The sequence below is a fragment of the Pseudomonas sp. GW821-FHT07G10 genome, from assembly GCF_059418545.1.
On sequence record NZ_JBWKQB010000003.1, the window covers coordinates 96,374 to 120,575 of the forward strand.

Annotated in this window: 23 protein-coding genes; 11 read left to right on the top strand and 12 right to left on the bottom strand. The window is 60.3% G+C overall.

Annotated features, from left to right (window positions below):
- Window positions 1-166 precede the first annotated feature (166 nt).
- The gene (locus AC07O1_RS06410; protein ID WP_495088250.1) at window positions 167-1,534 is read left to right on the top strand and encodes a cache domain-containing protein; all 1,368 of its coding nucleotides are present in this window, start codon (window positions 167-169) and stop codon (window positions 1,532-1,534) included.
- A gap of 33 nt (window positions 1,535-1,567) precedes the next feature.
- On the top strand, window positions 1,568-2,200 hold the full coding sequence (locus AC07O1_RS06415) for a response regulator (RefSeq protein WP_495088251.1): 633 nt from the start codon (window positions 1,568-1,570) through the stop codon (window positions 2,198-2,200).
- Between the two features lie 64 nt (window positions 2,201-2,264).
- On the opposite strand, the gene AC07O1_RS06420 is transcribed toward AC07O1_RS06415, so the two are convergent.
- Both AC07O1_RS06420 and AC07O1_RS06425 read right to left on the bottom strand, forming a co-directional pair.
- The gene (locus AC07O1_RS06420) at window positions 2,265-2,894 is read right to left on the bottom strand and encodes a Vgb family protein (RefSeq protein WP_495088252.1); all 630 of its coding nucleotides are present in this window, start codon (window positions 2,892-2,894) and stop codon (window positions 2,265-2,267) included.
- Window positions 2,895-2,929: 35 nt separating this feature from the next.
- On the bottom strand, window positions 2,930-4,150 hold the full coding sequence (locus AC07O1_RS06425; protein ID WP_495088253.1) for a helix-turn-helix domain-containing protein: 1,221 nt from the start codon (window positions 4,148-4,150) through the stop codon (window positions 2,930-2,932).
- Between the two features lie 116 nt (window positions 4,151-4,266).
- Between AC07O1_RS06425 and AC07O1_RS06430 the strand changes: the two genes are divergently transcribed.
- Window positions 4,267-5,034, top strand: coding sequence for a DUF899 domain-containing protein (locus AC07O1_RS06430; protein WP_495088254.1), 768 nt, complete (start codon window positions 4,267-4,269; stop codon window positions 5,032-5,034).
- A gap of 45 nt (window positions 5,035-5,079) precedes the next feature.
- Here the strand turns inward: AC07O1_RS06430 and AC07O1_RS06435 are convergent, their stop codons facing one another.
- Window positions 5,080-5,997 carry a LysR substrate-binding domain-containing protein gene (locus tag AC07O1_RS06435; protein ID WP_494991568.1) on the bottom strand — a complete coding sequence of 306 codons (918 nt, stop codon included), beginning with the start codon at window positions 5,995-5,997 and terminating at the stop codon, window positions 5,080-5,082.
- Window positions 5,998-6,207: 210 nt separating this feature from the next.
- Here AC07O1_RS06435 and AC07O1_RS06440 point away from each other — a divergent pair, with 210 nt between their 5' ends.
- From AC07O1_RS06440 to AC07O1_RS06455, 4 genes are all read left to right on the top strand, one after another.
- The gene (locus tag AC07O1_RS06440) at window positions 6,208-7,503 is read left to right on the top strand and encodes an MFS transporter (RefSeq protein ID WP_495088255.1); all 1,296 of its coding nucleotides are present in this window, start codon (window positions 6,208-6,210) and stop codon (window positions 7,501-7,503) included.
- 34 nt (window positions 7,504-7,537) lie between these two features.
- On the top strand, window positions 7,538-8,794 hold the full coding sequence (locus AC07O1_RS06445) for a CaiB/BaiF CoA transferase family protein (RefSeq protein WP_495088256.1): 1,257 nt from the start codon (window positions 7,538-7,540) through the stop codon (window positions 8,792-8,794).
- Window positions 8,791-9,591: a methylmalonyl-CoA decarboxylase gene (gene scpB / locus AC07O1_RS06450; RefSeq protein ID WP_495088257.1), complete on the top strand. Its 801-nt coding sequence runs from the start codon at window positions 8,791-8,793 to the stop codon at window positions 9,589-9,591. Before AC07O1_RS06445 ends, scpB begins: the two co-directional genes overlap by 4 nt.
- Before the next feature lie 167 nt (window positions 9,592-9,758).
- On the top strand, window positions 9,759-11,522 hold the full coding sequence (locus AC07O1_RS06455) for an L-lactate permease (RefSeq protein WP_495088258.1): 1,764 nt from the start codon (window positions 9,759-9,761) through the stop codon (window positions 11,520-11,522).
- Window positions 11,523-11,572: 50 nt separating this feature from the next.
- Here AC07O1_RS06455 and AC07O1_RS06460 read toward each other — a convergent pair whose 3' ends face one another.
- From AC07O1_RS06460 to AC07O1_RS06475, 4 genes are all read right to left on the bottom strand, one after another.
- On the bottom strand, window positions 11,573-12,097 hold the full coding sequence (locus tag AC07O1_RS06460) for a cupin domain-containing protein (RefSeq protein ID WP_495088259.1): 525 nt from the start codon (window positions 12,095-12,097) through the stop codon (window positions 11,573-11,575).
- Window positions 12,098-12,185: 88 nt separating this feature from the next.
- Entirely contained in the window at window positions 12,186-13,532 is a 1,347-nt protein-coding gene (locus AC07O1_RS06465; protein ID WP_495011944.1) for a glutamine synthetase family protein, read from the bottom strand.
- Window positions 13,533-13,555: 23 nt separating this feature from the next.
- Complete coding sequence (locus tag AC07O1_RS06470; RefSeq protein WP_494991562.1) at window positions 13,556-14,113, bottom strand: helix-turn-helix domain-containing protein; 558 nt, start codon at window positions 14,111-14,113, stop codon at window positions 13,556-13,558.
- A gap of 24 nt (window positions 14,114-14,137) precedes the next feature.
- Window positions 14,138-15,427, bottom strand: coding sequence for an NAD(P)/FAD-dependent oxidoreductase (locus tag AC07O1_RS06475; protein ID WP_495088260.1), 1,290 nt, complete (start codon window positions 15,425-15,427; stop codon window positions 14,138-14,140).
- 306 nt (window positions 15,428-15,733) lie between these two features.
- On the opposite strand from AC07O1_RS06475, the gene AC07O1_RS06480 reads away from it, so the two are divergent.
- The 4 genes from AC07O1_RS06480 to AC07O1_RS06495 all read left to right on the top strand — a co-directional run bounded on the left by AC07O1_RS06480 (window position 15,734) and on the right by AC07O1_RS06495 (window position 18,433).
- Entirely contained in the window at window positions 15,734-16,273 is a 540-nt protein-coding gene (locus tag AC07O1_RS06480) for a cytochrome b (RefSeq protein WP_495088261.1), read from the top strand.
- Window positions 16,274-16,321: 48 nt separating this feature from the next.
- Entirely contained in the window at window positions 16,322-16,894 is a 573-nt protein-coding gene (locus tag AC07O1_RS06485; protein WP_495088262.1) for a YceI family protein, read from the top strand.
- Between the two features lie 247 nt (window positions 16,895-17,141).
- Window positions 17,142-17,741: a phosphatase PAP2 family protein gene (locus tag AC07O1_RS06490; protein WP_495088263.1), complete on the top strand. Its 600-nt coding sequence runs from the start codon at window positions 17,142-17,144 to the stop codon at window positions 17,739-17,741.
- A 137-nt stretch (window positions 17,742-17,878) separates the two neighbouring features.
- Complete coding sequence (locus AC07O1_RS06495; protein WP_495088264.1) at window positions 17,879-18,433, top strand: DedA family protein; 555 nt, start codon at window positions 17,879-17,881, stop codon at window positions 18,431-18,433.
- A 78-nt stretch (window positions 18,434-18,511) separates the two neighbouring features.
- Here the strand turns inward: AC07O1_RS06495 and AC07O1_RS06500 are convergent, their stop codons facing one another.
- The 5 genes from AC07O1_RS06500 to AC07O1_RS06520 all read right to left on the bottom strand — a co-directional run bounded on the left by AC07O1_RS06500 (window position 18,512) and on the right by AC07O1_RS06520 (window position 23,992).
- Complete coding sequence (locus AC07O1_RS06500; protein ID WP_495088265.1) at window positions 18,512-19,525, bottom strand: M14 family metallopeptidase; 1,014 nt, start codon at window positions 19,523-19,525, stop codon at window positions 18,512-18,514.
- 54 nt (window positions 19,526-19,579) lie between these two features.
- On the bottom strand, window positions 19,580-20,281 hold the full coding sequence (locus tag AC07O1_RS06505; protein WP_494991727.1) for an ABC transporter permease: 702 nt from the start codon (window positions 20,279-20,281) through the stop codon (window positions 19,580-19,582).
- Window positions 20,282-20,286: 5 nt separating this feature from the next.
- Entirely contained in the window at window positions 20,287-21,000 is a 714-nt protein-coding gene (locus AC07O1_RS06510) for an ABC transporter permease (protein WP_494991555.1), read from the bottom strand.
- A gap of 169 nt (window positions 21,001-21,169) precedes the next feature.
- Entirely contained in the window at window positions 21,170-21,952 is a 783-nt protein-coding gene (locus tag AC07O1_RS06515) for a transporter substrate-binding domain-containing protein (RefSeq protein ID WP_495088266.1), read from the bottom strand.
- A gap of 33 nt (window positions 21,953-21,985) precedes the next feature.
- A complete protein-coding gene (locus AC07O1_RS06520; RefSeq protein ID WP_495088267.1) occupies window positions 21,986-23,992 on the bottom strand; it encodes an aminotransferase class I/II-fold pyridoxal phosphate-dependent enzyme in 2,007 nt (668 codons plus the stop codon).
- Window positions 23,993-24,202: the final 210 nt, after the last annotated feature.

Below are 24,202 nucleotides of genomic sequence, written 5' to 3' on the forward strand. Positions count from 1 at the left end.
AGTTCTACTGAGTTCGCTCGTGCAATACCTGAAATCCACCGGTCATTACGTCCAACCGACTACTGAACGAGCGTATCTTTGGCATATGATGCCGAGCCTTCGCCGCACCTCGGGCGGCATGAGTCTATGACCCCTGGTCATCCGTTCGGTCTGGACAGGAGCAAAGATGCAGCTCAAACACAAAATCGTCGCGCTCGGGATTCTGCCGCTGGTGTTGGCGATCGCCGTCATCTGCGCGCTGGTGATTTCCCTGAACCGCCAACTGGGTGATCAACAGGCGCAACTGATCGAAGACAGCATTCTGGCCAGCAAGCGCGCAGAACTTAAAAACTACGTCGAAATGGCGCAAAGCCTGATTGCGCCGCTGTACGACAACGGCCAGGGTGACGAGCACGCACAGCAACAAGTGCTGGAAGAACTGCGCAAGCTCAGCTTCGGCATCAATGGCTACTTCTTCGTCTACGACCACCAGGGCCGTAGTCTGATGCACTCGCGGCAGTCGGAACTGGTGGGCAAAGATCTGTGGGACATGAAAGACCCTCACGGCCTGCCGGTGATCCAGGCGTTGCTCAAAAGTGCGGAATCAGGAGAAGGCTTTCAGCGCTACGCCTGGAACAAACCCTCTTCCGGTCAAGTGACCGACAAGCTTGCCTATGTGGTGATGCTGGATCGTTGGGGGTGGATGCTCGGTACCGGCATCTACCTTGAGGACGTTGAACGCGCCACACAGCAGGCGCGTGACGAGGTAGCTCAGGGCATCCGCAAAACGATGCTTGCGATTGCCGTGGTGGCCCTGGTAGCGGTGCTGTTTGTCTTCGCCAGCGGTATGACGCTGAACGTCAGCGAACACCGTCTGGCCGACAAAAAACTTCAACGCCTGACCCAGCGTATCGTCAGCTTGCAGGAGGAAGAGCGATCACGGGTTTCCCGTGAGCTGCACGACGGTATCAGCCAGGTACTCGTCTCCATCAAGTTTCAGTTCGAACTGGCCAGCCATGTGCTGGAGAATGGACAAGGACAAGACAAGGGTTTGAGCATTTTAAGAGAAGCCACGGAACGCCTGGGGGAAGCAATTGGCGAAGTTCGTAGCCTCTCTCACGACCTGCGCTCGTCGCTGCTCGACACCCTGGGCCTGCCTGCGGCGATCGGTCAATTGGCAACAGAATTCGAGCAACGCAGCGGGCTCGTGGTGACCTACAACAACAACGAGTGCGACTGCCATTTGGCCGATGGTGCACCGGTCTCGTTGTTTCGCATTGTGCAAGAAGGCCTGACCAACATCGAACGACATGCACAGGCTAAAAACGTCTCCATTACCCTGCACGGGTCTGAAGACGCTGTACGTCTGGCCGTGGTCGATGACGGTATCGGTTTCAACGTCGCCCAGGTCGAACGTCGTCACGCCGGCATTGGCCTGCGCAATATCCGTGAACGTGTCGAGCATTTTGGTGGTCAATTCGCCCTGATATCGACGCCGGGAAGGAGTGAGCTGGAGGTTCTGCTGCCGGCGAAAATGCCCGGTACGAAATGCTGACTCCCCCCATAACAACAAGAGTGAATGCCCGCGATGAACCTGCCCTACCCGATCCGCGTCGCCTTGGTCGACGATCACTCCCTGGTACGCGATGGGATCAAAGCGCTGCTGGCGGTAATGGCCCCCCTGGAAGTGGTGGGAGAAGCCGAAAATGGTGCGGATGCGCTTGAGATGGTCGGGCGCTGCCTGCCGGACCTGTTGCTGGTCGACATCAGCCTGAAGGACATGAACGGGCTTGAGCTGACCCGAGTGTTACGCAACCAGTACCCGTCGCTCAAGGTGCTCGTGCTCAGCATGTACGATAACTATGAATATGTGAGTGAATCCGTTCGCTCGGGTGCCAGCGGCTACGTGCTGAAGAACGCGCCTTCACGGGAGATCATTGCTGCGATCGAAGCCATTGCCAGTGGCGGGACATTCTACAGTGCCGAAATCGCGCAGAGGCTGATTGCCGATAAGAGTACCGACAATGAGCTGACACCGCGCGAGAGCCAGGTGTTGTACAAGATGGCTCAGGGCCTGAACAACAAGGAAATGGCCCGCGAGCTGGATATCAGTGTCCGGACTGTAGAGACCCATCGTCTGAGCATCCGGCGCAAACTTAACATCGACAAGCCCGCGGCCCTGGTAAAGTACGCGATTGAACACGGGATAATTTCGCATTAGGCCAGTCAATCACGACTCAAACGTCGCAAAGTCACCTGTCGCAAGCGCAGCCAGCGGCGAAGCCTCATTCAGGCCGGCGAACAACCCTCACCTTTGCGCTCCCACCGCCGCCGCAGAAAAACTGATCGCGCCCATCGGACTCAAGCCCCGACACCCCTACCCCAGCCGGCATCTTGAGGCTTTCCAGGACCTCTCCCGTTCCCGGATCGACTCGCCGCAATTCACTCTCCTCGCCTTCCCACGTACCGTGCCAGAGTTCTCCGTCGACCCAGGTGACGCCGGTGACGAAGCGGTTGGACTCTATGGTGCGAAGAATCGCCCCGGTCTGGGGATCGATTTGATGAATCTTGCGGTCCCGATACTGGCCCACCCAGAGCGTCCCTTCGGCCCACGTGAGCCCCGAGTCACTGCCGCCGGGCGCCGGGATCGTGGCGAGTACACGGCCGGTCTGCGGATCGATCTTCTGGATGCGATCCTCGGCGATCTGAAACAGGTGCTGGCCGTCGAAGGCCGTTCCTGCATGGGCGGCGACCTCGATCGAGCGCAGCGTCTTGCCGCTCGCCGGGTCGAGGGCGTTCAGTTTGTCTCCGGTAGCAAACCAGACGTGCTGGCCGTCATAAGTGACGCCATGCACGGCGTCGACACCCGCAAAGGGGCCATACTCACGGAGGATTTCAGCGGCTGAGCGTTTCATGTTTGTTTCCTCTTCACGGGCTGCTGAAGTGAATCCTAGTCACTGGGCAGTGGAACGGGGAGTAACAAGGTCGTCGCGAATCCCGGCACCGGCGGGGTCATCCAGCGACGTGCTCGCCCGCGACCGAACGACTGCACCTTGCCGGCCACCGCCAGCGAGTCGAGTGCTCGCTGCACGGTGCGCTGGCTGGCGCCAAGGGCCAGCGCCAGGGCCGAGCTCGACCACGACTCACCGTCGGTGAGGAAGGCGAGCACCGCCGCCTGCTTCTCTTCGACGGGCCGCGCCAGCACGACGACCTCGGCCGCGCCGCGGGGCACCAGCGCAAACCCGCGCCTGGTCGCGGTCACGCCGGCCAATGCCCGAAGCGCCACGCGAAGCCGCCCGACTTCGACTCGCAACCGCGCGCGATGGGACTCATCGCTGAGCTTCAATCGAAAGGCTCGCGCGATGAGCGTTTCCCTCGGCACGTCTGCGGGCCACGCTTCGCCGAGCGCCCGCGCGAGCGCGAACAACACCGGCCGCCTGGCGAGCGAGACCGAGGTGCCGGCGTCACGCACCACATGCCGACACGCGTCCACGACGAACACCTTTGACGCCAGCAACGCTTCAACTTCGTCGAGCACCAGGGGCCGTTCTTCGCCACCGGCAATCAGGCGCGCTGCGGGGGTATTGAGGATGAGCGCAGCGCTTTCGACCTCGGCTGTCAGCGCCGGGATGCCGGCGTGGCGCGCGGCATGCCCGGCCCGATCAAGCGCAGTGCGGGCGGTCTGCGTGCGCAGGCGTCGCATCGCAATCCCCGCCACGACCAGCTCATGGGCGGCCCTCAGCGCGGGCGGCAATGGCGTGGGATCGAGCTCGGCGAGCCGAGCCTCGGCCTCGTCGAGGCGCCCGATCAGCAGCAAGCGGCGGATCTCGAGATAGCGTGCATGGGCGGCGTTCACCCGGTCGCCGTGGGCCTCAAGCGTCGCCCGCGCGGCGTCGAGCGCCTTCACTGGCCAGCCCAGGTCGCGCGAGGCCAGCGCGATCTCGGCCTCGGCGACGACACACCGCGCCCGCGCCAGCGCCTCTTTCGGGCCGAAGGCACGCGCCGCGCTTCGCACCAGCGCCTTGGCTCGAACCAGATCGCCGAGCTGCGCCATCGCGATGCCTCGCAACGCGAGCGCCGGCGCATCGTCGCGCAAGGCGACCCGGTTCAGTGCACCAAGGGGATCACCCGCCGCCAGCGCACGCGCCGCGGCCGTGATCAGCGAGTCCATATCAATCGCGCCACACTTGTCACTCCCACCGTCCGATGCCCGCTGTTTAGTCTATCTCACGACCACCCACCAGCACGTCGTATCGCGAATTGAACGAACGACGAAGGGAGCTAAGAATGATAACCAGACACATGACCGGGACACGTGAACAATGGCTGGCAGCGCGACTCGAGCTGCTCCAGGCGGAGAAGGCGCTGACGCGTCGCAGCGACGAACTGGCGCGGCAACGTCAAGCGCTGCCGTGGGTTCGGGTCGACAAGGCGTACCGATTCGACACCGATGAAGGCAGTGCCTCGCTGGCCGACCTCTTCAGAGGGCGCTCGCAGCTTCTCATCTACCACTTCATGTTCGGGCCCGACTACAAGGCCGGCTGCCCGTCCTGCTCGGCGATCGCGGACGGGTTCGACGGTTTCGTCGTCCACCTGGCGAACCACGACGTCACACTGGCGGCGGTATCGCGGGCGCCGCTCGCAAAACTGCAGGCGTACAAGCGGCGGATGGGCTGGACCTTTCCCTGGGCGTCCGCGCCTGACAGCGACTTCACCTTTGACTTCAACGTCTCGTTCACCGAGGCGCAACAGCGCGAAGGGCTCATCGAATACAACTACCAGCGCGGCGGCCACGCCATGGACGCCACACAAGTCCCGGAACCCGTCGCCCGGTTTGCCGCCACCTGCGGAACCGATGCCTCCACCTACTCGCGCGACAGACCGGGCATGAGCGCGTTTGTGCTCGAGGACGGCGTGGTTTACCACACCTATTCAACCTATGCGCGTGGACTGGATGGCCTGTGGGGCATGTACCAGTGGCTCGACCGTGCACCCAAGGGGCGCAATGAGACGGGTCCTTGGTGGCTCAGGCATGACGAGTACGACAATGGCTGATCTGAAGTTTTCGGCGTTTGTACTTCCCCCACGCCACTGGCCACGTCATTGTCCGTCAGCCCACCCCGGGTGCCGTCCGAACGCCTCGAACAATTCAAAAATGGTCGCCTTGACCTTTTGCACTGCATTGCTCTGCACGGCCGTGTCAGGCCAGCACAGAGATAGATCACGAGTGAACAGCCGATGATCGATCCTGGCCAGCTTGAGCTTATGCTGATCAAGTTCAACATGGGCGGCCGCCCAAGGCAGGATCGTGACACCCAGCTTTGCCAGAACGGCTGCGAACAACAAGTCCGTGGAGTTGGCTTCGAACTCAACCTCACAGTGCAGGCCCGCCTGCTGCAGTGCCGATTCGACTCGACTGCGAATCGTGTTCGGTGCACAGGGCAGAACCAGCGGCATCTTCGCCAAGGCATCGATCGTCACGGGCTCGTCCGGTATCGAAAACTCCGGCCACGCAACCAGATACAGCGTTTCGGTCAGCAGCCGCCGCGAGGCCACACCACGGGTCTGGACCGCATCGACAATCACCGCGAGAGCAACCCGCCCAACCGTGATCAGGCCTCCCAGGTCAGCGCTCGGTGCATCGATCAATTCCAGCTTGATACCCGGATAGCGACTGCGGATCGTGCGAGCCAGCGGAATCGCCAACATCCGGGCCGTACTCGACGGCATGCCGACCGACACCTTTCCTTGCGGAAATTCGGCGTCCTGACGGAGTAGTTCACGGGTGCCGTCGGCCTGGCGCAGCAGCTCGATGGCGTGCCGGTACAGCGTCTGGCCAGCCGCAGTGGGCACCACGCCCTGGACGCTGCGCTCGAGCAATTGCATGTCCATATCCCGTTCCAGATTGCGCATCTGCTGGCTGATCGCGGGCTGCGCGATATGCAGCGCTTCACTGGCGCGGGTGATATTGCCGCACTCAACCACCTTGACGAAATACCGCAACTGGCGCAGGTCCATGGGAGAGCGTCCAAAGAATCTGACTCTATATAAAAATCCGATAGGACCAAAGAAATTTCATATTTGATGCTTATGATATGCACTGCCTAGACTGATTTCACAATAAACGAAGCGCTGACGGTCGCAACGGCCTCGCAACGCTTCTATAGGGCTGATCAAGGTCAATGGGAGATCTTAATGTTTAGAGCATTAACAGCATCGGCAACTAGCGTGAAGCCCATCAAAACGCCTCTGACCCGCGAGCAGATTCGCGGTTTCTGGGCGGTCTACCTGGGATGGGTTCTGGATGGCGTGGATTCGGTGATCTTCGCCCTGGTTTTGATTCCCGCCCTGACCGAGCTGCTACCCAACTCGGGCATTACCCCAACCCCCGCCAACATCGCCATGTACGGCTCTGTGATGTTCGGGCTATTTCTGATCGGTTGGGGCCTGTCGTTCATCTGGGGCCCCCTCGCCGACCGCTTCGGCCGGGTCAAGACGCTGGCCGCAAGCATTCTGGTCTACTCGCTCTTTACCGGAGCGGCGGCTTTCTCGGGCGACATTTGGCAGTTGGCCATTTTTCGGCTGATTGCCGGGATCGGTGTCGGTGGCGAGTGGGCACTGGCCGGTACCTATGTGGCGGAGAGCTGGCCGGAAGACCGGCGCAAGATGGGTGCGGGCTATCTGCAAACCGGCTACTACCTGGGCTTTTTCATCGCTGCGTTGCTGAACTACACCGTTGGCGCAACCTATGGCTGGCGCGTAATGTTCCTGTGCGGCCTCGCCCCGGCGGTCGTTGCGATCTATACCGCGTTGAAGGTCAAAGAACCCGACCAGATACGCAACGCTGCGCATAACGTCGCACGTCCCCACTCGCCCACTGCGTCGGCGCGTGCGCCCTGGTGGGAAATCTTCGCCCCGGCGTTTCGGCGCCGCACGCTGACCAGCTCTGCCCTGGTCGGGGTCGCCATTGTCGGTTTGTGGGCTGGCTCGGTTTACGAAGCGACGGCCGTCGTGACACTGGCGACGCGCGCCGGTATCGACCACGTCGGGGCGGTGCATCTGGCGTCCATTGGCGCGGCGGTGCTGTCGCTCAGCACGATCCTGGGGTGCCTCGTGGCGCCATGGCTGGCCGAACGACTGGGGCGACGGGTTGCGCTGGGCACTTACTTTGCCGGTATGGCCGCGTCAATCGTCTTCGCGTTCGGCTGGGTGTTCTACATGGACGATGGCCTGCATCTGTTCATGGTGTCGTTGATGTTCCTCGGTTTCTTCGGCGGCAACTTCGCAATTTTCTCGCTCTGGCTGCCCGAGCAGTATCCGACCCGGATACGCGCTACGGCATTCGCCTTCAACGCATCGGTCGGCCGCTTCATCGGCGCGGGCGTCAACTTCCTGCTGGCCGCTGCAATCCACTGGTATGGCTCGATAGGCGCGCCGATCGCCTGGACGGCCGCCGCCTTCGTGCTGGGTGTGTTAATCCTGCCGTTTGCCGTTGAAACCCGGGATCAAACGTTGCCGCAATAAAACAGCGCCACTCAAACATTGACTGGAGAACCGTATGCAAGCTTTGCAAGGCGTGAAGATCATCGACCTGAGCCGTGCGCTGTCGGGGCCGTTCTGCACCATGGTGCTGGCGGACCTGGGTGCCGATGTGATCAAGATCGAGCCCGGCCCGACCGGCGACATGAGCCGGACCTGGGGCCCGTTCGACCGGGGCGTGAGCACCTACTATCTATCGTGCAATCGCAATAAGCGCGGTCTGTGCATCGACTTCCGCAACCCCCAGGGGCTGGCCACGATCCAGCGGCTGATCGATGATGCCGACGTGGTGATCGAGAACTTCAAACCCGGTACCCTCGAGAGCATGGGGCTCAGCTATGACGTGCTCAGCGCAGGCAATCCGCGGCTGGTCATGGGCAGCATCAACGCCTTCGGCACCGATGGGCCGATGAGCAGCTGGCCGGGTTTCGACCAGATCGCTCAGGGCTACTCGGGGCTGATGAGCCTGACCGGTTTCGTCGATGGCGACCCGACCCGCACCGGCACGGCCATCGGTGACCTGACCTCGGGCATGTGGCTGGTGACGGCGGTATTGGCCGCCCTGCTGGAGCGCGAACGCACCGGGCACGGCCAGCACGTCAGCACCTCGTTGCTGGCCAGCCTGGTCGGCTTGTTAAGTGTGCACGGTCAACGCTACCTCAGCCTGGGCGATGTCCCCCGCCGCACGGGCAACGCCCATTCAGTCATTGCGCCTTACGGCGTGTTCCAGACGCAGGACGGACCGCTCAATCTGGCGCCGATAACCTCGGCCATGTGGGGACGTTTATGTGTGCTGCTCGATTTACCCACGCTGCCGGACGACCCGCGCTTCGCGACCAATGAATCCCGGGTCGCGCGGCGTGACGAATTGAAAGCGATCCTGGAAAGCCGTTTAAAAACCCGCAGCAAACGAGCGTGGACCGAACTGTTCATCGAGGCAGGCTTACCCGCAGGTCCGATCAACACACTCGACGAAGTGTTCGACGATCCGCAGGTGCTGCATAGCCAACTGACCAAAACACTCATGCATCCAGAACTTGGCGCATTGCGTCAGGTGGTGACACCCGTATTCAGCGCCAATGACGCAGCAGAACCTGCGCCTGGCGTCAGCCAGCGCCCACCGCCCCTCCTTGGCGAGCACACCGTCGAGGTGCTGCGCGAGGCGGGTTTCGATACAGCGTCGATCAATGCGCTTCTGAGCGCGAAGGTTGTGTACCAGGACTCAAACGATTCGCCAGTAATGGCTTCCGGACAATCAACAGGAACAGCACAATGACCCCGACGCAAACCTCTTCCGCCACCGTGACTGTCAACATTGTCGATGAACAAATCGGGCGGTTGGTCTTCAGTAACCCCGCACACCGCAACGCACTCAGCGCGCAACTACTGGCGGCCTTCGACGAAGGTCTTGCCGCACTGGCTTCACAACGCATACCGGTCGTTGTTCTGGGCAGCGATGTGGGGCAGGCAGTCTGGAGCGCCGGCCACGACATTCGCGAACTGGAACATGACCGCGACCCGATTGCCTACGGCAAGCCACTCGAACACCTGTTGCGCCGCATACGCGCCTACCCCGGCGTGGTGATTGCCATGGTATCCGGCTCGGTGTGGGGAGGCGCGGTCGACCTGGTGATGAGTTGCGACCTGGTCGTCGCCGATCGCAGCGCGAGCTTTGCGATGACCCCGGCAAACATCGGCTTGCCTTACACCACCAGCGGGCTGCTGCGCTTCTTCAACAACCTGCCGATTCACGTGTTGAAGGAAATGTTTTTCTGCGCGCAGAAGCTCGATGCAGAGCGCGCCGAACGCTTCGGTGTGGTGAACAGGCTGGTCGACAGCGACGCGCTGGAGGCGACTGCACTTGAACTGGCACGCACGATTGCTGGCAAAGCGCCGCTGGCGATTGCGGCGGTCAAGGAGCAGTTGCGCATCCTCGAAGACCTGCAACCGATGCCCGTCCAGGCAATGGAGCAGATCGCCGAACTGCGCCGACAGGCGTGCCAAAGCGGCGACTTTGATGAGGGCCTGGCAGCATTTGCGGCGCGCCGACCAGCAGTATTCAGCGGTAGGTAGGACGCGATGGCGTGATGTGCTCCACCACGCTTTTGCCCAACCTGTTGTGATCTTGCTAAAAAACGAGCCCTGCCCAGACAGCGGCGTAATGCCACCTATACTAGAAGCACTACAAGCGACCGACCCTTGGGGCCTGCACTACCGACAAGAACAAGCAGAGGTGGAAAATGGTCTGGCAGCAAATCTACGACCCCTTCGGTAACCCGGCGCTTTCGACCATCATGGCGGCAGTGCCGGTGGTGGTGATGCTGACATCCCTGGCGTTTTTCCATATCAAGGCACATCTTGCGGCATTGCTTGCCCTTGGCTCGGCCTTGCTGATCGCAATCTTCGCCTTCGGCATGCCAGCAGGCATGGCCGGCTCGGCCGCGCTCTTCGGTGCCGCCAACGGCCTGCTGCCGATTGGCTGGATCGTGCTCAACATCATCTTCCTGCATCGGCTTACCACCGAGAACGGCTCGTTCAAGGTGCTGCAAGACTCCCTGGCGCGCATCACCGACGATCGCCGCCTGCAATTGCTGCTGATTGCCTTCTGCTTCGGTGCTTTTTTCGAAGGGGCTGCCGGCTTCGGCACGCCAGTGGCGGTAACCGGGGCCATTCTGATCGGGCTGGGCTTCTCTCCCCTGGCCGCGTCTGGTCTGGCGTTGATCGCCAATACCGCGCCCGTGGCTTTCGGCGCCCTGGGCACGCCCATCATCACCCTGGCCAAGGTGACCGGGCTGGATGAAATGGAGCTGTCGATGATGGTCGGCAGGCAATTGCCGTTTTTCTCGGTGATCGTGCCGTTCTGGTTGATCTGGGCCTTCGCCGGCTGGCGCAAGATGCTGGAAATCTGGCCGGCGATCCTGGTCGCCGGGGTGAGCTTCGCCGTGCCGCAGTTCATCGTTTCCAACTACCACGGACCCATGCTGGTGGACGTGGTCGCCGCGCTGATTTCCATGGCCTGCCTGACGGCTTTCCTCAAGGTCTGGAAGCCAGCCCATGTGCACACCTCCGCGGCCCTGTCGGGGCGAACCGACAACTCCCGAATCGATGCCGCCGAGGACGAAAAACCCGTGGCCAGCGCGACCTTTGCCAGCGATGCCCGGCCCGCTGTCATGCGTGCGTGGATGCCCTGGATCATCCTCACGATCTTCGTCTTCGCCTGGGGCACCCAGGGCTTCAAAAACATGTTCGATACCCGTCCGGCCATGGACCCGCAAACCAACGCGGCCAGGCTCGATCCCCAGGGCAAGCCGATGCGCGAGGCGAACCCGATCTTCGCGCCAGCCCTGACCTTCACCACCCTGCATCTGCAGATCGAGAAGGTTCCGCCCGTGGTGCCCCAGCCTAAAACCGAGGAAGCGATCTACAAATTCACCTGGTTCACCAGCACCGGCAGCGGCATCTTGCTGGCGGCAATCCTCGGCGGGCTGCTGATGGGCTACTCCATCCCCCAACTGCTGCGCCATTACCTGCGAACCCTGTGGGTGGTGCGCTATTCGCTCACCACGATAGTGGCCATGCTCGCCCTGGGCTTCCTCACCCGCTACTCAGGCCTGGATGCCACCATGGGCCTGGCCTTTGCCGCAACCGGCACCTTCTACCCCATGTTCGGCACCCTGCTGGGCTGGCTGGGCGTTGCCTTGACCGGCTCAGACACAGCATCCAATGTGCTGTTCGGCGGCTTGCAACGGGTGACCTCCGAGCAATTGGGGTTCAACCCGGTGTTGATGGCCGCCGCCAACAGTTCCGGCGGGGTCATGGGCAAGATGGTCGACGCCCAGTCGATCGTGGTGGCGTCCACCGCGACCCGCTGGTACGGCCATGAAGGGGAAATCCTGCGTTACGTCTTTTTCCACTCCATCGTTCTGGCCATGCTGGTCGGCGGCCTGGTCACCTTGCAGGCGTATGTGGCGCCCTTCAGCCATATGGTCGTGGGCGGCCATTGATCGACGCGGCCCGGGTTTGCGTTGGCGGCACCTTGACCGCCAAATGGAGCCTACTCTCGCGTCAGCTTTTCAAACCACAGCGAATGTTCGGGGAACAGCTCGCTGAGCTTTTGCTGAGTGCCCAACTCCATATCCGCAAAATCAAACCCTGGTAAAACCGCTTCACTGATCAGGCCGTAGGCAGCCGCCCCGGCCATAAGCTGCGAAGCTTTCCAGACGCCGCCAGGCACGTGCAGTTGCAAGCACTGCCCGGCTGTCACATCGCTGCCCATCACCACGGTTTTCAATGTGCCGTCCGGGAAGATGAGGATGTACTGAATCGAGTCCCCCAGATGGTAGTAGTGCACGATGTCGGATTGGTTCAGGTGAAAATGACCAATGGGAGAGCCCTTGGTCAGCAGGTAGTAGATGGAGGTCATCAAGTAACGCCGGCCACCATCGGTCTCGATCATGGCGTGCCGATCAGCCTGAAAGGTTCTGCGGTAGTAACCACCTTCCACGTGTGGTTCCAGGTCGAGTGCCGCGACCACTTCTTCAGCGCTGGGAGTGTGTCTATCAAGTACGCTATCAGTCATGCTGCAGGCCATCAGTCATTGGAGTGCTGTCCACAATAGCATCCAGCATTCTGTGCGGCGCCAACGCACAAGAACGATGCATGCCCGTTTACAGATACCAGCGGTATTCGCGCGCACTGATCTCCTGCATAAAGGCCAGATGGTCCTGGCGCTTGTTCTCGCAGTAGACATCAATAAACTCCGCCCCCAAACCCTCGCGCAGCTGTGCCTGGTGCTGCATGGCGCGCACTGCTTCAAGCATTTCCAGGGGGAATGCGATACCACTGCTGCGGTCTTCATTGAGTGATGTGATCGGCTCCCGACCGGCTTCCAGGCCCTGCTCCAGACCAACCAGAATCGCCGCCAGAACGAGATAAGGGTTGGCATCAGCACCGGCCAGGCGATGCTCGATCCGCAGGTTTTTCGAATCCGAGTCAGGAATCCGCACACAGGCATCGCGATCCTCAAAACCCCAGCTGGCCGTTGTCGCCGCGTTCACCGTGCCGCCCAGACGGCGAAAGGCATTCTGGTTCGGCGCGAAGATCGGCATGCAATGCGGTAGCAGCTCCAGACAACCGGCGACCGCATGACGCAGCGCCTGCTGTTGGTTAGCCGCCAGCAGGTTTTTACCTGCCGCGTCGTAGAGGCTGACATGGACGTGCATGCCGCTGCCCGGGTGCTGCAAGTAAGGCTTGGCCATGAAGCTGGCGCGGTAACCGTGCTTGAGAGCGACGCCACGAGTGCTGCGGCAAAACAGGGCTGCCCAGTCGGCGGCACGCAGGCCGTCATCGAGGTGAGCAAAATTGATCTCGAACTGTCCCGGCCCGAGTTCGGCAGTGATCACCGTGGTATCGATGCCTTGGGCCCGCGCCGCCTCGACCATTTCATCGAGCACCGGGGAAAAGCGCGACAGCCGCTCGATGTGCATATTCGGCTGGTCATCGGCATCGTCCGTCAGCAGATCGCGGGGGAACTGTGGCTGGCCATCGCGCAGCTGTTTATCGAACAGATAGAACTCCAGCTCGAACGCCACCACCGGATGAATACCTTTATTCCCTAACCGCTCCAACACCCGCGCCAGGACTTCGCGTGGCTCGAAGACGATCGGCTTTTGAGTACCATCCGAGGTAATCAGCATCTGCCCAAGCGGCTGCGTTTCCCAGCTCACCGGTTTGAGCGTACCGGGCACCAGGCGACGCAGTGCGTCCGGGTCGCCGTCGTTAAAGCAGTAGTCGCCGATTTTGAACAGTCCGCCCTGAACGCCCAGTAACACACAGTTCTGCGGCAGTTTCAGCGCGCTACCAGCCGCAACCTTCTCGAGCATCTCTACCGGATAGCGCTTGCCGTAAAAATGCCCGGGAATATCCAGGGAAATCAGGTCGACATAACGCACCTTGGGGTAGCAATGGCGAAAAGCACGAACCTCAGCCAGCAGATCAGAGCAGGTAGCATCCATCATTGTTGTTCCTTTTATTTTTATCAGGTGTAAACCCAAAGCACTCGTGTGAGCTGGTCTGTGAGGTTGCCGTAGCGACACCGGGTGTGGCTGGCCAGTTGAAAACTGTCTCCGGCATACAAGGTCACCGGCGCGTCGTCATCGTCCAGCCACAGCGTCAACTCCCCCTCCAGGACATAGCCGCCCTGCTCCGAGCTGTCGCTCAAGTGCCGCTCGCCACTGCTGGCACCGGCCTCCAGTTGGCTTTCGAGCATGGAGAAGGAGGCCCTCATCTTCGGCGAGACCAAAATATCGGTAATCCCGTTGGCGTAATACAGCGTGCGTCGCTCATCCGGCCGGGTAACCCAAGGCAACTCCTTGGGTTTTGGCAAACTGTAGAAATAGGTGGTCGGTACCCCAAGGGTTTCGCTGATCGCCGTCAAGTCCGCCACGGTGGGCCGTGACAAGCCACGCTCGACTTGCGAGAGAAAACCGACGGAGCGGCCGATTTTGTCTGCCAGCTCCTTGAGGGTGTATTTCTTGTGCTTGCGTAGATCGTGAATAAGGATCGCTAAGGCGGCGATTTCTTCTTGCTTGTTCATGCCAGAGCTCCAAAAGATTGCTCATCAAATACTGTCGCGCAGTCGATACCAGGCCTTGCCGATGGCCTCCAATGGTGCTGCCAGGTATTTACCGCCGGGAAAGCTGCCATTGCTCAGACCTTGGTACAAGGCCAGGTCATCCGGCTGACCGAGAATCGCCTCGGACACCGCGCGAGCACCGGCCAGCGTCGGGAGTACACCATGCCCGGAGTAGCCCTGTAGCCAGTAGAGATCACCACGCCGGCCGATGTGGGGGGTGCGCTTGAGGGTAAGGTCGATATGCCCTCCCCAGGCAAACTCCAGCTTGACGTCCTCAAGCTGCGGGAATACCCGCTGCAGATAAGGCCGGGTCGCTGCGGCGATGTCTTTTGGCATCCCTCCCAGATAAGTGCAGCCACCACCGAACAGCAGGCGGTTATCCGGTGTGCGACGGAAATAGTCGAGGACGAACTGGTTATCGGTGACGCAGACATTACTCGGCAGCAGCGCCGTGGCCTGCTCCGCGCTCAGCGGCGCGGTGGCTACCTGGTAGGTACCTACCGGCAACACGCAACTGGCCAGCTTCGGATCAAGTCGATCGAGATAGGCATTGCACGCCAGCACCAGCACATTCGCCCGAATACGTCCGCGTTCGGTGGTCACCACATACTGATTGCCTTCTTCGCGGTAGCTCAACGCTTTGCTCTGCTCGTGGATGCAGCCGCCCGCACGCTCTATGGCCGCGGCCAGACCGAGGGCCAGTTTGAGCGGATTCAGATGCCCGCCTTCGGGGTCGAACAGGCCTGCCTGATAACGCTCGCTGGCCACCCATTGCGACAGCTGCGCACGGGGAATGAATCGCAAGCCATCGTGCCCCCACTTGTGGCTGGCCTCGCGCTGCCACTCGGTCAGGATGCTTACCCGCCGCGGCATGACCGACGTCCACAGATGGCCGGCCCGGTAATCGCAATCGAAGTCATGGCGCGCGGGTAACTCACGCAACTCCTGCGCAGCCCAGCGCATGCTGTCCCACAACCGCCGCGCTCGTTCGTAGCCAAGCGCAGCCTCCAACGGCGGCATATCACACGACCACCCGAGAATCGCTTGACCTCCATTGCGCCCCGAAGCCGCCCAGGCAACCCGGCTGGCTTCCAACAACGTCACACGCTTGCCCGCCAGGGCCAGGCGCAAGGCTGTATGCAGACCACTGAAGCCGGCACCGATGATCAGCACCTCGGTGTTTTGTTCGCCTTCCAGGGCGGCTCGAGTCAATAGGCGATCCGCGCAACTGTGGGCGTAATAGCTGGCAACGTGCTGTGTGGATTGCTGAAACATAGGGACGTCCATGAAATTATGTTTTTATAATTTCATGGAAAATTACATCATAAATTTCACCAGCGCAACACGCCACCCATCGGTTCAAGCATTGACTCTGCACCCGAAACACCAAATATCCGGGGCAAGATTTTCACCTCAAGCCCCGTGGCCAGTGGCATAGTCGGGTGAACATTTGATGCAGAACCACTATTGAACTCATCTACACTTAAAAACCCGTGGGAACGCAAATCCCGGTCAAGGCCTTTGCAGACGTTCAGACGTCTGCACCGCCCAGCCACTCCAGCCAGCCGAGGCGCAGCATTCATGAATCATCGTTACACCCGCACGGCGATTGCTCTCCACTGGCTGATGGCTCTGGGGCTGATCGGCACCTTCGCGCTCGGTTTCTACATGCCGGAACTGCCGATTTCACCGCTCAAGCTGAAACTGTACTCATGGCACAAATGGGCTGGTATAACCCTGTTCCTCCTGGTATGGATACGGCTCGCCTGGCGCCTGACCCATCCGGCACCGCCCCTACCGACGACGATACCGGCGGTATCGCGTCTTGCCTCCCATGCCATGCATTGGCTGCTGTATGCACTGATGCTCGCGATTCCGCTCAGCGGCTGGTTGATGGACTCGGCGAAAGGCTTCCAGACCGTGTGGTTTGGCCTACTGCCACTGCCCGATCTGCTGCCCAGGGACGCCGCGCTGGGTGACCGCCTGAAGGATGTGCATGAGGCGCTGAACTTCATTTTGCTTGGCCTGGTGATTGCCCATACGGTCGCCGCGCTGAAGCACCACTTCATTGATCGCGACGATGTGCTCACGCGCATACTGCCGCTCAGGAACAAAGGCTGACCCACGGCACTTCAATCCATTACGCTCACGCCCCGGCCGGAGAGTCCCATGAGTTATCGATTCCTGCATTCTGCCGCGCTGGCCGTCGCACTCTCGCTCAGCGTCTTGACCTGCGCCCACGCGGTTCAATACAAGCGGGTGAACGCGGCTGCCAGCCAGATTGCCTTCACCTACACCCAGATGGGCGCAAGGGTGTACGGCAGTTTCGGCAAGTTCGACGCCAAGATCGATTTTGACTCGGCAAACCCCGCAGCGGCCCACGCCGAGCTCACCATCCAGCTCGACAGCATCGACGCGGGCACCAGCGACGCCAACACCGAACTGCAAAAACCCGCCTGGTTCAACACCGCCGCGTTTCCGGTGGCCAGGTTTGAATCGAACGCAGTGAAGGCGCTCGACAACAACCGCTACGAGGTCTCCGGCAAGCTCGCGATCAAGGGCCGCACTCGCGACGTCAGCGCGCTGATCATTTTGAAGCCGCAGAACGCCATCGGCGTATTCGACGGCGAATTCATCCTCAAGCGCGCCGATTTCAATATCGGTGAAGGCGAATGGGCTGGTTACGGAATCATTTCCAATGATATCCATATCAAATTCCGCGTGGTCGCTCCCGCGCAGTAACTGCAAAAGGTCGAGCATTCGATGGGTCAGTCCACTGAAGCACCGTCGAGCCGGAGTTAACACCGACTTATTGATTTGCCACGTCCAAAATAACGGTTTCTTCACGGCCCCTCGGGCAAGCTTTATGCGCCTTGAAAAACCACCAGAGTGCAAAGCACCTTGCCCGCTCAGAGCCAAAGGCAGGGGGCGATCGAGGTGACAAGGCTTTCGCCGCCATCAATATTTTGTCTATAAGTGAAATCGCGTAATGGAAGAACTGAATCGTTCACTGTTTCTGATCATCAATGCCAGTGCACACCCCTCGCCAGGCGCACTGATCATGGCGAATGTCCTGGCACAATGGCTGATCTATGGTGTTCCCCTGTTACTGGCCGGGCTCTGGCTTTGGGGCGGGCGAGAGAGCAGAACCGTCGCATTGGCTGGCGTACTGAGTACCGTGTTCGCACTGGGTTGCAACGTGTCGATCGGCGTCTTCTGGACACACCCAAGGCCCTTCATGATTGACTTGGGTCACACATTCCTGGCACATCAAGCGGAAACCTCCTTTCCCAGCGATCATGCCGTTGTGTTCTTCGCCTTGGGTCTGGCCTTCATGCGGGGCTCCCTGCGCAAGGCCGGGGCTCTGCTCGTGCTGTTCGGCATAGCGGTTGGATGGGCTCGTGTTTACCTGGGTGTGCATTTCCCGTTCGACATCGTCGGAGCCCTCGCGGTGGCATTCGTCAGCAGCTGGATCGTAGCGCTGGCACTGAGCTTCGAAACCTTGCGCGCGCGTCTGCTCGATGGGCTGGAAAATCTGTACCGGCGCCTGTTCGCATTGCCGATCTCCAAGGGATGGGTTCATGCGTGACATTCATCTGTGCCTCCCGGGCTTTCGACCTCATAGGGCCAGAAGTCTCTGTGGGCCAGGGAATGGAGCTGTGTCCAGCCTGTCGTTGTGTGAGTGATGGTTGACGAACACCTGATGATCCTGCCGGGAGATGCCGCATGACGCTGACACAAGCAGTCGCCGAATATGGTTACCTGGCGGTATTTATCGGTGCAGTCATGGAAGGTGAAACCATTCTGGTTCTGGCGGGTTTCGCCGCACACCAAGGGTATTTATCTTTCCTTTTGGTGGCTGTTATCGCCATGTGCGGTGGGGCAATGACCGATCAGGTTCTGTTTTTTATTGGTCGCCGGTATGGCGGGTTATTGTTGCAACGCTTCCCGCAATTTGATCCAAACGCACAGCGGGTCTATCGCTTGCTGCTGCGCTATCAAACCGGACTGATCATCGGTGTGCGTTTCATGTATGGATTGCGCATTGCAGGCCCCTTGGCCATTGGCATGAGTGGAGTACCCGCCTGGCGTTTCATGCTGTTGAACTGGATAGGGGCTGCGATTTGGGCACCACTGATTGCCGGAGCCGGCTACCTGTTTGGCCAGTCTCTGGAATGGCTGTTCGCCGATATCAAGCGTTATGAGGAAGCGACACTACTGCTGATCATCGGCGTGGCATTGGTGCTTGGCCTGATGCGTCACCTGCGTCGACATCATTGAGTGCGCTGATACCCAAGCTGCGATATGAAAACCGGCCACGGCAATCGCCGCACCATCGACCACAGCCTGGCGCGAATTTTAAGGGTCCAGTAACCCACCGGCCCAGTTCTGTGACTGCCGACTCCCCGTGAACTTGGCGACCACCGCGCCTTGCGGGATCAATCGATCGCGATAGCGAGTCACCATTCGCCCTGACTGGGCAGCCTGCAGCACCACCTCCGACGCCGGGTCGCCTGGCCTGCCGAGGATCCTGGCGAAGCGTTCACCTTCTTCAAGGTAATCGCCCAGCGCCCTCTCGAAAATCAGTACGCCGGCCTGCGGAGCGAAGATCGACTCCATGCAGCCGATATCCACCGCCTCGCCCTGCCACTCCTCCAGCGGCACATGCTCATCAATGACGCCGCAAGCACAGAGCCAGGCGTAGAGCCCGGCGGCGTCTTGCGCTGCCAACAGATCGTTGACGTCGGCCTGCCCCCGCAACTCGATGGTCGCGGCCAGCCGCTGAGCGCCTCCGGCCCCTCGCAGCCAGGGCGAGATAATGGTTTCTTCGAAGGAGCCGTCGCCACCTTCGTCCCAGAGAATTGCCACGTCGACCTTCAGCGCTGCCGCCAGCTCACGACCTCGGGGCCAGAAACTCCGGTGGATATAGAGGTAAGGCAGCGCTTCATCATCGGTGTGCAGGTCGAGCATCAGGTCGGCATCGGCCGCCAATTGCGCCAGGCATTTTTGCCAATGCCCCAGATTGGTCGCGGGTCGAGTCAGGGCCAGCGATTGATCAAACAGCCGATTGAAATTCTGCCCGGTGGCCTCATGAATACGGCCGAGAATCCGGCCCTGACGAAATTGCCCGATGCCGAACGGATTGGCCTGCGGCACCACCGTCACGCTGCCCTTGAGCAGCCCCTGATCCTGGGCCGACTGTAGCCGGGGCAACAATAGGTGCAGCACCAGCATGCCGGCGATTTCGTCGGCATGCACCCCGGCCTGGAGGTGTACCTTCGGCCCGCTGCCATCACCGTCGAAACGCCATGCGCCAATGCGCAGCGTTTCACCGGAATCACCCTGAACGCTAAAGGAAACATCTTGCGCCATACACTCCCCCTCCTTTGCTGATGCCTTGCAGCGAACGGTCGACCTTCGACGAACTCATCCCATTGACCTGCGCAATGGTGTACCCCGCCGCTCGGCGATGGTGAACACGGCCTCGATCAGGAAGGTCAGGCAGACATAAACGCCCGCCACCAACAGCAATGGCTGAAATACCTGAAAGGTCTGGGCCCGGACCACATTGGCCGCGCCCAATAAATCGACCACTGCAATGGTCGAGGCCAATGCGGTCGACTTCATCAACATCACGCTTTCACCCGCCAGGGTTGGTAACAACAGGCGCATCGCGCGCGGCAGGCGGACCCGAAGCAACGCCTGACGCGCGGTCATACCGAACGCCGAAGCCGCTTCCATTTCCCCCTTGGGCACCGCCATCAGCCCGCCGCGAATGACTTCACCGACATAAGCGCCGACCGACAGCACCAACGCAAACACGATGTACCAGTAACCCTCCCGCAGAAACGGCCAGAGAACGCTACCGCGCAGCGCCGGAAACTGTGCGAAAAGGCTGCCCAGCCCGTAGTAGAAGATGTAAATCTGGATCAGCAACGGCGTACCGCGAATCACACTGGTGTAGGCCAGGCTGCATCTGGCAATCAGTTTGCGCCGCGACAATCGGGCCAGCGCCGTAAGCACTGCCAGCCCAAAACCCAACACGCTGGAAATCAACAAAATCGAGATTGTCGTCTGCAAGCCTCGGCCTATCAACGCCGCATAATCGAACATCCACACTGGAATCATCGCGTTCACTCAGCCAAAGGCATCCAGCGACGGATTCGTCGCTCGAGGCGTCCCGATAGGTAGTTGGAGGTCAGTGTCACCACGTAATACAGCGCGGCCGCCGTGAGGTAGAACAGCAGGTAGTGACGGGTCGAACCGGCCGCCTGCTTGGCGGTGTACAGCAGCTCGTTGGTGCCGACCACGCTGATCAATGCACTGTCCTTGATCAGGTTGATCCACAAATTGGCCATGCCGGCCAGCGCATACGGCGCCATGATCGGCAACGTGACCCGACGAAACAGCCCGAAGCCGTGCAAACCGAAAGCACGCGCCGCTTCGATCTGCCCATGGGGAATGGCCAGAATCGCCGCGCGGAAAATTTCCGAGGCATAAGCACCCTGCACCAGGCCCAATACCAGAATCGCCACCAGCGGCCCACTGACGTTCACTTCGGCGTAGCCGGCCCACACCATCAGCGCGTTGAGGCCCATGGAGCCGACGTAATACAGGAGTAAAATCAGCAACAGTTCCGGGATCGCCCGAAACAATGTGGTGTAACCACGCATCAGTGTCGCCACCGGTCGCGGTGCGCCGAGTTTGGCGCAGGCCACCACCAGGCCGATAAACAGGCCAACTACAAAGGCCCCGGCCGAAATTTGCAGGGTCATCCATAACCCTTGCAACAGTGCACTTCCCCATCCCTGCTCACTGAAATCGATCAAATCGAATATCGCTGGCATTTCAGCCCTCCACGGATTTATCGACGGTCTCCCCTATGTCAAAGATCTACCGTAGGAGCCGAGCTTGCTCGCGATGGTCGTTAACGATTACGCGTGCTTGCTGACAAAACGCGTCAGCTTCACGTCTATCGCGAGCAAGCTCGGCTCCTACGGGTTCGGGTTGCCTGCGTTATTGAGCGGGCTTGACGCTGATATCGAAATATTTCCGGGAGATGGCGTCGTAGTCCTTGCTCGCCAATAGGGACTGGATGGCTGAATCCAGATGGGTTTTCAGCTCCGTGTCGTCCTTGCGCAGACCCGCGCCGACACCGCGACCGAACACCGGGTCGTATGGCACGGTGCCGAGGTTGTCCAGTCCATTGGCGTCGGGGGATTTGACGAAGCTGGAAACCGCGGTGCCATCGGCCATCATCATGTCGATGCGTCCGGCGATGAGGTCGGCATTGGCTGAATCCTGAGTATCGTAATAACGCAGGTCAGCGATGTTTTCGTAGTATTTCTTCAGGTAGTTGGCGCTGACCGTGGAGATCTGCACACCGATGACCTTGCCCTTGAGCCCGGCCGGGGAAATGTCCACTTTGGTCCCTTTGGGGCCGGCAACCGCTACTGGCGTATCGTAATAGGCCTTGCTGAAGGCGATCTGTTTTTCACGCTCTTCAGTGATCGACATCGACGAGAAAATCACATCGATCTTCTTCGCCAGCAGCGATGGGATGATCCCGTCCCAGGCCACTTCCTTGATTTCACATTGTGCCTTTATTTCATCGCACAGCTTGTGAATCAGGTCGACCTCAAACCCGGACCATTGCCCATTGGCCTGTTTCAACGTGAACGGCGGATAGGGTTCCGCCGCGACCGCAAATACAATGGGTTTTGCCTGAGCCAGGCCAGAGCTTGCCGCAAGCATAAGCACTGCACTGCCCAACCAGTTTGCCAAACGCTTTTGTCCCATGATGTTGCCCCGTCTTTTTATTGTGTGTTGGAGTTAGCGAGTTTGATGTGCGTTGACGAATTGACGACAACGTTCACTGCGTGGATCTACAAACACCTCATCCGGCGAACCGGTTTCCTCGATCAGCCCTTGATGGAGAAAGGCCACTTTGGAAGAGACATCGCGGGCGAAGGCCATTTCATGAGTCACCAGGATCATGGTCCGGCCTTCTTCGGCGAGTGAGCGGATCACCCTCAGCACTTCCCCAACCAGCTCCGGGTCCAGCGCCGAGGTGGGTTCATCGAACAGCATGACCTTGGGCCGCATGGCCAAAGCGCGGGCGATGGCCACCCGCTGTTGCTGTCCACCGGACAAAAAGGCCGGGTATTCATTACGTTTGGCCGCCAACCCGACCCGTTCAAGCAGCGCTTCGGCGCGCTCGATGGATTCGGCCCGGCTTTCGCGCAGCACCTGGATCGGTGCTTCGATGAGGTTTTCCAGCACCGTGCGATGGGGCCATAGATTGAAATTCTGGAAGACCATGCCGAGGCTGGAGCGGATGCGCACCAATTGTTTCGCGTCGGCCACCAGCGGGCTGCCGGGTCGGTCGTAATTGAGTTTGATGCTTTCGCCGTCGACATGAATGCTGCCCTGGTCCGGCACTTCGAGCATGTTGATGCAGCGCAGCAGTGTGCTTTTACCCGAGCCACTGGCACCGATCAGGGAGATCACCTCACCTTCGTGAGCGGTCAGGGAAATACCCTTGAGCACCTCGATATTGCCGAAGCGTTTGTGCAGTGTGTCGATCTCGATCATCTTTTTTGCCGCTGTGGGCTCAGCGGGTGTTTTAGCCGCAGCGGCAGTGATTCTGACTCTGGTCGACACTTCAGCCTGCAGGGCCCGGACGAAGGCCGTGATTCGTTCACAGGCCTGCAACAGGCGTTCTTCAGCCAACGTCAACGACAACCGAACGAAGCCCTCGGCGGGTTTGCCGAACACCGCCGCGTCGAGCACCGACACGCCGGTTTCACGAAACAGGCGCCAGGCGAAATCCAGCGAGCTGAGCCCGGTATCGCGCACATCCACTAATACGAACATTCCCGCTTGCGGTTTGAGCACGCCAATACTCGGGCAATGACTCAGGCCATCGACCAGCAGATCGCGCCGACGGCGGTAGGATTCGCGCAGGCTCCGGGAGACCTCGTCATGGGCCAATACAGCGGCCAGCGCCGCCTCCATGACAAAACCGGGCAAACTGTAACGCATGCTCAGAACCAGGGTTTCGGCGTGGGCGATCAGGGTCGGCTCGGCGATGATCCAGCCGATGCGCCGCCCCGTCACAGCGTGGGATTTCGCCAGGCTGCCAATCACCACGCAGCGTTCAGCCATGCCGGGCAAGGCCGCGAGGCTGATGTATTCGCACTCGAACACCAGGCTTTCATACGCTTGGTCCACCACCACCCACAGGTCATGGGCAATCGCCAGGTCGGCGATGCCCTGCAGCTCTTCGCGACTGAGCACGACGCCGGTGGGGTTGTTCGGACTGGAGAAAAAAATCGCCCGGGTCCGCGGGGTGATGGCCTTTGCCAACAACGCGGCGTCGAGGCGAAAACCCGAGTCTGCCGCGCACGGCACCCGCACCGGGGTCGCGCCGCTGTCCTTGAGCGTCGCCTCATAGGCGACATACATCGGATCGAGAACGACGACCTCATCGCCGGCCTGCAACAGACACATTGAGGTCACGAACAAGGCGTTCTGCGCACCGGCCACGGCGAGGACATTTTGTGTTTGCAAGGGACGGCCGAGGGATTGGCTGTAACGGGCGACGATGGCCTCGCGCAACGCTGTGCAGTCGGCGATTTCAGTGTGGGAGGTGTCGTCTTGCCGCAAGGCGTCGATGGCGGTGCCGGTAATCAAATTCGGTGGGGGGAAATCCGGATCACCCACGCTGAGGATAATCACATCTTCGCCCTTGCGCTGAGCGTTGAACGCAGCCTGGTGGATGTCCCAGGCAGCAACACCCTGCCCTGAAATTCGCTCAACAAAGGGTGAAAACCGCATGCCAGAGCCTCTCGTTCAGATAGAAAAAGCGCAAGCCCGCATGTAACCAGCCGGGGGGTGCAGCCAACATAAATGAAACTGAACAGTCGTTCAACGTGAAATTTCAACGAATGTCGTTCAAGGCTCAAACAGTCGCGAATTGAGGTATCCATGTTCATGGAAGTCGTTACCGGTTGCCCTGCCTGGTGGAATCAGTATTGTCTTTGTTGA

What these genes read in the sequence shown, in the direction of transcription:
- AC07O1_RS06515 (WP_495088266.1), bottom strand. Translation starts at nt 21,952, where the DNA reads ATGGGACAAAAGCGTTTGGCAAACTGGTTGGGCAGTGCAGTGCTTATG.
- AC07O1_RS06490 (WP_495088263.1), top strand. Translation starts at nt 17,142, where the DNA reads ATGGAAGAACTGAATCGTTCACTGTTTCTGATCATCAATGCCAGTGCA.
- AC07O1_RS06430 (WP_495088254.1), top strand. Translation starts at nt 4,267, where the DNA reads ATGATAACCAGACACATGACCGGGACACGTGAACAATGGCTGGCAGCG.
- AC07O1_RS06500 (WP_495088265.1), bottom strand. Translation starts at nt 19,525, where the DNA reads ATGGCGCAAGATGTTTCCTTTAGCGTTCAGGGTGATTCCGGTGAAACG.
- AC07O1_RS06420 (WP_495088252.1), bottom strand. Translation starts at nt 2,894, where the DNA reads ATGAAACGCTCAGCCGCTGAAATCCTCCGTGAGTATGGCCCCTTTGCG.
- AC07O1_RS06480 (WP_495088261.1), top strand. Translation starts at nt 15,734, where the DNA reads ATGAATCATCGTTACACCCGCACGGCGATTGCTCTCCACTGGCTGATG.
- AC07O1_RS06445 (WP_495088256.1), top strand. Translation starts at nt 7,538, where the DNA reads ATGCAAGCTTTGCAAGGCGTGAAGATCATCGACCTGAGCCGTGCGCTG.
- AC07O1_RS06485 (WP_495088262.1), top strand. Translation starts at nt 16,322, where the DNA reads ATGAGTTATCGATTCCTGCATTCTGCCGCGCTGGCCGTCGCACTCTCG.
- AC07O1_RS06475 (WP_495088260.1), bottom strand. Translation starts at nt 15,427, where the DNA reads ATGTTTCAGCAATCCACACAGCACGTTGCCAGCTATTACGCCCACAGT.
- scpB (WP_495088257.1), top strand. Translation starts at nt 8,791, where the DNA reads ATGACCCCGACGCAAACCTCTTCCGCCACCGTGACTGTCAACATTGTC.
- AC07O1_RS06460 (WP_495088259.1), bottom strand. Translation starts at nt 12,097, where the DNA reads ATGACTGATAGCGTACTTGATAGACACACTCCCAGCGCTGAAGAAGTG.
- AC07O1_RS06520 (WP_495088267.1), bottom strand. Translation starts at nt 23,992, where the DNA reads ATGCGGTTTTCACCCTTTGTTGAGCGAATTTCAGGGCAGGGTGTTGCT.
- AC07O1_RS06510 (WP_494991555.1), bottom strand. Translation starts at nt 21,000, where the DNA reads ATGCCAGCGATATTCGATTTGATCGATTTCAGTGAGCAGGGATGGGGA.
- AC07O1_RS06455 (WP_495088258.1), top strand. Translation starts at nt 9,759, where the DNA reads ATGGTCTGGCAGCAAATCTACGACCCCTTCGGTAACCCGGCGCTTTCG.
- AC07O1_RS06410 (WP_495088250.1), top strand. Translation starts at nt 167, where the DNA reads ATGCAGCTCAAACACAAAATCGTCGCGCTCGGGATTCTGCCGCTGGTG.
- AC07O1_RS06495 (WP_495088264.1), top strand. Translation starts at nt 17,879, where the DNA reads ATGACGCTGACACAAGCAGTCGCCGAATATGGTTACCTGGCGGTATTT.
- AC07O1_RS06415 (WP_495088251.1), top strand. Translation starts at nt 1,568, where the DNA reads ATGAACCTGCCCTACCCGATCCGCGTCGCCTTGGTCGACGATCACTCC.
- AC07O1_RS06435 (WP_494991568.1), bottom strand. Translation starts at nt 5,997, where the DNA reads ATGGACCTGCGCCAGTTGCGGTATTTCGTCAAGGTGGTTGAGTGCGGC.
- AC07O1_RS06425 (WP_495088253.1), bottom strand. Translation starts at nt 4,150, where the DNA reads ATGGACTCGCTGATCACGGCCGCGGCGCGTGCGCTGGCGGCGGGTGAT.
- AC07O1_RS06505 (WP_494991727.1), bottom strand. Translation starts at nt 20,281, where the DNA reads ATGATTCCAGTGTGGATGTTCGATTATGCGGCGTTGATAGGCCGAGGC.
- AC07O1_RS06465 (WP_495011944.1), bottom strand. Translation starts at nt 13,532, where the DNA reads ATGGATGCTACCTGCTCTGATCTGCTGGCTGAGGTTCGTGCTTTTCGC.
- AC07O1_RS06470 (WP_494991562.1), bottom strand. Translation starts at nt 14,113, where the DNA reads ATGAACAAGCAAGAAGAAATCGCCGCCTTAGCGATCCTTATTCACGAT.